The 5875-nt window shown below is 72.2% G+C and carries 2 protein-coding genes and 1 pseudogene; 2 read left to right on the top strand and 1 reads right to left on the bottom strand.

Annotated elements, in window-relative coordinates; translation table 11 throughout:
* Window positions 1–129: 129 nt before the first annotated feature.
* Window positions 130–3084, bottom strand: coding sequence for a helix-turn-helix transcriptional regulator (locus ACWGR4_RS02740; RefSeq protein ID WP_452134163.1), 2955 nt, complete (start codon window positions 3082–3084; stop codon window positions 130–132).
* Window positions 3085–3740: 656 nt separating this feature from the next.
* Between ACWGR4_RS02740 and ACWGR4_RS02735 the strand changes: the two genes are divergently transcribed.
* Window positions 3741–5405 (top strand): ABC transporter substrate-binding protein, encoded by a 1665-nt coding sequence (locus tag ACWGR4_RS02735; protein ID WP_379997065.1) that lies wholly within the window; start codon window positions 3741–3743, stop codon window positions 5403–5405.
* A pseudogene (locus ACWGR4_RS02730) lies at window positions 5402–5875 on the top strand (hypothetical protein); the annotation flags it as partial. The gene ACWGR4_RS02735 and the pseudogene ACWGR4_RS02730, both read left to right, overlap by 4 nt.

The raw sequence follows: 5875 nt of genomic DNA, 5'->3' as shown, positions 1-5875 counted from the left end.
ATACCCCGTGCCTACCCCCCCCCCCCCCCTTCGCGTTGGGGGGCCGCACCCCCCCGGGGGGGGGCTGCCGGGGGGCCGCGGCCCGGTTGGGGCGGCGGCCCTCGGTCGTGCTCTCCGATCGGGGTCGATTCAGCCCGCGATCTCCTCTTCCAGCCAGGGCGGCAGGTCCAGTCGGCGGGCCACCCCGAGCTTGCGGTACACCCGGGTCAGGTGTTGTTCGACGGTGCTGACCGTGATGAACAGCCGGCGGGAGATCTCCCGGTTGGTCTGGCCCTGGGCGGCCAGCGCCGCGACACGGCGTTCGGCGTCGCTCAGGCCCGCGCCGGGCTGCTCGTCGACGCCCGGGGAGGCGCCCGGAGCACTCGGGGACGCGGCCGGCAGGGTGATGCGCGCCGTTTCGCGGTGTTCGGGTCGCCCGGGCCGTTCGGCGATCCGGTCCGCCTCGCGGTTCGTCGCGGGTTCGTGGATCGGCGCCGGCTCGGGTGTCGTGCCGCGCAGGCGCGATATCGCGCCGTCCCGGTCGGGTACGGCGGCCAGCCGGTCGGTACGCGACAGGGTGTGCGGCAGCTCGGCCCGGCACACCTCGGACAGGTGTCGGGCGCGTCGGGCCGCCCGTCGGGCCCGGCCGAAGTCGCCCAGTTCGCGGTAGGCGTTGCCGAGTTGGGCGAACACCAGGGACAACTCGAAGCGGTCGCCGCAGGCCTGGAGTTCGCGGATCGCCTCCCACAACAGCGCGGGGCGCCGCCGAAGTTCGACCACGGACGCCTGCACGCCGAGCGCGAGCCCCCGGGTACGCGACGGTTCGTCCGCGAGCCGGTCGAACTGTTCGGCCAACAACTCGCGGGCCGCGTCGTGGTCGCCGAGGTGCACGTGGGCCCGGGCCGCCTCGACCCGCCAGGGCACCAGGCCGGGCAGGTCGATCCGCCACGCCGTCATCAGCTCGCCGCAGGACAGGAAGTCGTGCAGCGCCGCGTCGGCGCGGCCGGTGGCCAGGTTGTACCGCCCGCAGGCGTGCAGGTAGTGCAGCCCGGCCGGGGTGTGGAACATCGCGCCGGGAACCGGGAGTTCGAGCAGGCGGGCGGCCTGCTCCCGGTCACCGCGCGCGACCGCGGCGACGATCCGGGCGGCCAGCGGAACCCCTACCGCCACTCCCCAACCCTCGGGGGCGATCCGGGTCAGCGCGGTCGCGGCGCTCTCCTCGGCGCCGAGCAGGTCGCCCTGGCGCACGGTGATCTCGCCGAGCACCGCCGAGAACAGCGCGTGGGCGATCGGACTGCGCCGACCGGCCGCCCGGTCGATCAGCGCGACGCACCACTCCTGGGCCTCGGCGGCCCGGTCGGCGTACACCAGCGCGGTCAGCGCGGAGGTGAGCGATTCCACCGTGGCGTCCTCCAGGCGCGCGCCGCGCAGGATGCGCTCGGCCCGGTCGCAGACCCGGTCGGCGTCGAGCCGGCCGGCCAGGACGTCGGTGAGCAGGTCCAATCCCTCGATCCGGCCGATCGTCGCGGGCAGCGGGGACACCTCGGTGCCGTATTCGGGCAGGTCCGCGTCGACGGCCGGGTACCAGTACTTGAGCCAGAATCGGGCGGCCCGGGTCTCGGCGGCGGTGACCCAGTCGGCCGACTCGCCGGGCGCGCACGATTGCCGACCCGCCTCGATCACGGTCCTGGCCTCGTCGAGCCGGCCGTACCAGGCGAGGTAGCGCACGCAGGCCAGGGCATCCCGGCCGCTGAGCCGCCCGTCGCGCACCGCGGCGGCCAGCCACGGCACGTGTCGCGCGGCGGCGGCCGGGTTGACCAGCCACTCCAGTCCGATCAGGAACGCCTTGATCGACACCCGGGTGCATTCGTCCGGGGCGATGCGTTCGGCCAGCTTGAGGTAGTCGACGGCGAGGCGCAGATCACCCTCGGCGACCACCGCCTCGGCCGCCTCGCGCAGCGTGCGCACCGCCCACGGCGCGCGGAACTCCCCGGCCCCCGCGAGATGTTTGGCCACCGCCTCGGACGGCGCGCCGTCGATGTGTCGCAGCGTGGCGGCCCGGCCGTGTCCGCGTTCGCGCTCCGGCCGGGTCATCGTGTTCAGCACGGCCGCACGGGCCCGATCGTCGCGAAATCGTCCGCAGGCGACCAGTCCGGCGTCGTTGAGGGTGCGGGCCGCCCGGGTGGCGGTGGCGGGTTCGAGACCGACCAGTTCGGCCAAGCCCTCGCTCGCGCCCGACTCGCCCAGCAGGGCCAGGCCGCGCGCGACCTCCACGGTGGCCGGGTCCAGGCGGTACAGGCAGCCGACCAGGGCTCGGCAGTAGGCGTCGGCCGCGGTCGCCCGAAGTGGGCGCCGGGCGCTGTCGGAGCGCTGTCCCGCGCCCATGTCCTCCAGTAAGGCTCGAATCAACAGCGGGTTTCCGCCGGTGAGTTCGAGCACATCGGCGGTCAGGCGGGCGGCGGCGGTCGGGCCGACGGCGGGTTCGAGCAGTTCGCCGACCGAGGCGCGGCCGAGCAGGCCGAGCCGGATCCGCCCGTGGTGCGGCTGGCGTTCGACGTCGGCGGAGAAGGCGGCGAACGCCGCCGAGGGGGCCGCGGCGTACTCGCGTTCGCCCAGCAGGACCAGCACCCGTGCGGTGCGGATCCGCCGGATCAGGTGGGCCAGGAACTGCAACGACACCGGGTCGGCGTGCTGGATGTCGTCCACGACCACCACGACCGGCCGCGACTCGGCCAACGTCAATACCACCGCCGAGAGTTCGTGTACCGCCCGGACCGTGGTGGCGTCCAAGGCGTCGGTGCCGCCGAAGGCGGCGGTATGGGCCCCGTCCTCCAGGATCCGGTCGATCCGGGCCGGATCCTCGTCGGCGAGTGGGACCGACTGGAGCAGTTGGCGCACCACCCCGAGCGGAAAGTCCTGCTCCATCGGGGTGCCGATGGCACGCAGGAACAGCGCCTCGTCGGCGGCGGACCGCTCGGCGAAGGCGTGCAGGAGCGCGGTCTTGCCGACCGCCACGGGCCCGCACACAGTGGTCGCGCCGCCGACCCCGGTCGCGCAGCGGGCCCGGGCGGTATCCAGTCGGCTGAGTTCCTCGGTTCGCCCCACGAAAAACACGTGCCACTCCCCCGGCGGAAATCCAAGTGTTTCCGCTTGTTGAATTAGCTATTGCCTCTGATTAACATTTGCGCACGCCGGGGACACGTCGGGGCCGCGGCGTCGCGGAATATCCGGTTCGGCGACTCGTCGGCGCACGACGGCCGAAACACGTGTTATCGGGCCCGATCCGCGGGGGCCGCCGGGCCTGCCGACGCGCCGAGGCGACCTCGGCCGTCGGGGTGGGATCGATCCGACCCCGGTCGGATCACGGAGGATTCAGCGACACAGCCCGCTGGACATGCGGGCGAGGTCCACGTCGAGGCGGGACACCAGCGCGAGGCGCCAGGCGCTCGCTCCACGGGTCCCCTGCACGGCCGTCTCCGAAAAAGAAGTGGAAGAGTCCGGAATCGGTGATTCGGACTTTCGCTCCATAGCTGACCGGCAGTCTAGAAATCTGCCCGCGTCGCGTCAACACGAAGGTCTCGCGAAAGAAAGGCGACATGCGGACGCGAGGATCACCCCGTCCGCACGCGCAAGGGTCGGTAGGGGTCCGCTAGGGGTGCTGGGCGTCCCGACGGCGCGGCTAGTTTCCTCAGGGCCGGGGCCGGTGTTCGCCCCGCTCTGCGCCGCTTCGTGACATCCCCGACTCTCGACAGGACTCGACCATGCGCGTCATCCGACCACGCCTACCCAGAATCGTCGGTGCGGCCCTGGCCGCCGCGTTCGTCCTGTCGGCCTGTTCCTCCACCGCGAAGACGGGGCCGAACGCGGCCGAGCCGGCGGCGGGACCGCCGGTCAAGGGCGGGTCGGTGACGGTGGCGATCAACACCGAGCCCACCTGCTTCGACATCCACGTGAGCCCCCAGGACATCACCGCGTCCATCCAGCGCAACGTGTTCGACTCGCTGGTCGCCGAGGACGATCAGGGCAACTTCCTGCCATGGTTGGCCACTTCGTGGGAGGTCGCGCCGGACCTGACCGGCTACACGTTCAAGCTGCGCACCGACGTGAAGTTCACCGACGGCACCCCGTTCGACGCGAACGCGGTCAAGGTCAACTTCGACCGGATCGCGGCCAAGACCACCAAGTCGCAGTACGCGGCGAGTCTGCTCGGCCCCTACGCCGGCACCGAGGTGCTCGACCCGGCGACGGTGAAGATCTCCTTCACCAAGCCGTTCGCCCCCTTCCTCCAGGCCGCGAGCACCGCCTACCTGGGCTTCTACTCGCCGCAGACGCTCGCCGCCAACGGCGACAAGCTGTGCGCGGGCGGACCACAACTGGTGGGCACCGGCCCGTTCCGCTTCGCCGCGCACACCAAGGGCCAGAGTCTGACCCTGGAGAACAACCCCGCGTACAACTGGGCACCGGCCGGCGCCAAGCACCAGGGCGCCGCCTACCTGGACAAGCTGACGTTCCGGTTCCTGACCGAGGACTCGGTCCGGGTCGGCGCGTTCGCCGGCGGCCAGGTGGACATCGCCGGGTCGATCCCGCCGGTCAACGTCAAGGGCCTGGAGGGACGTTCGGACGTACGCGTGCTGCGCCACGACTTCGCGGGCGCGGTCTACAGCCTGTTCCTGAACACCACTCGGGCGCCCTTCGACGACGAACGGGTGCGGCGAGCCGTACAGCGCGCGATCAACATCGGTCCGAACGTCCAGTCCATCTACTTCGACCAATATCGGCGTGCCTGGGGCCCGTTGGGGCCGGCCACGCCCGGCTACGACAAGGCGCTGGAGAACTCCTGGCCGTACGACCCCGCGCTGGCGGGCCGGTTGCTGGACGAGGCCGGGTGGACGGGCCGTGACGGCGACGGGTACCGGACCCGCGACGGCAAACGTTTGAGCGTGCAGTGGCCCAGCGCGCCCGCCGCGGTGCGCGAACAGCGCGACATCCTGGCCCAGGCCGTGCAGTCGGACCTGAAGAAGATCGGCGTCGAGGTGCAGCGGCCGGCCCTGGACCTGGGCGCGTTCACCACGAACGCCTACGCGGGCAAGTACGACGTGCTGGACATGAGCTGGGCGCGCTTCGAACCGGACGTACTGCGGCTGTACTTCAACTCGGCGAACCTGCCCAGCACCGGTGGGCAAAACGCCGCCTGGCTGAGCAATCCGCAGATCGACCAGTGGACCGACGCGGCGGCGGCGACACTGGACCGGCCCACCCGCGACCGGCTGTACGCGCAGACCCAGGGCTGGGTGATCGAACACGCGGCGGTGGTCCCGCTCTACGCGGCCACCACGATCTTCGCCACCGGCAAGCACGTCAACGGACTGCGCCTGGACCCGAACGCCTGGCCGCTGTTCCACGACGTGTGGAGCGCGCGGCGATGAGTTTTCCACCGACGATGGCGGACGCGTCGACCCCGGTCGACGCGTCCGCCCCGGCCGCGGCCGCGGTGTCCGCCGATGAGCCGGGCCCGGCGGGCCCGCCTCGCGCGTTGCGGCTGCTGCGGGCGATCGGCGCCCGGCTGGTGGCCGTGGCCTCCGTGCTGCTCGGCGCGGCGACGCTCGCCTTCGTCGGGCTCAAGTTGCTCCCGGGCGATCCGGTGGCCACGCTCCTGGGCCCGCAGACCACCGCGTCGCCCGCCGTACGGGCGCAGATCCGCGCCGACTACGGCTTCGATGAAACCGTTCTTCGGCAATACCTGCACTATTTGGGCGAGTTGTTGCACGGGCGGCTCGGCGAGTCGTATCAGCTCCAGCAGCCCGTCTCCGCGCTGATCGGCGAGCAGTTCGAACCGACCCTCGAACTGGCCTCGGCCGCGCTCGGGTTGGCGGTGGTGATCGCCGTGGTCTCGGCG

It is taken from the genome of Embleya sp. NPDC055664 (genome assembly GCF_053618075.1).
The sequence above is the reverse complement of the archived record's forward strand: the minus strand, read 5'-3'. Positions and strand labels throughout refer to the sequence as shown.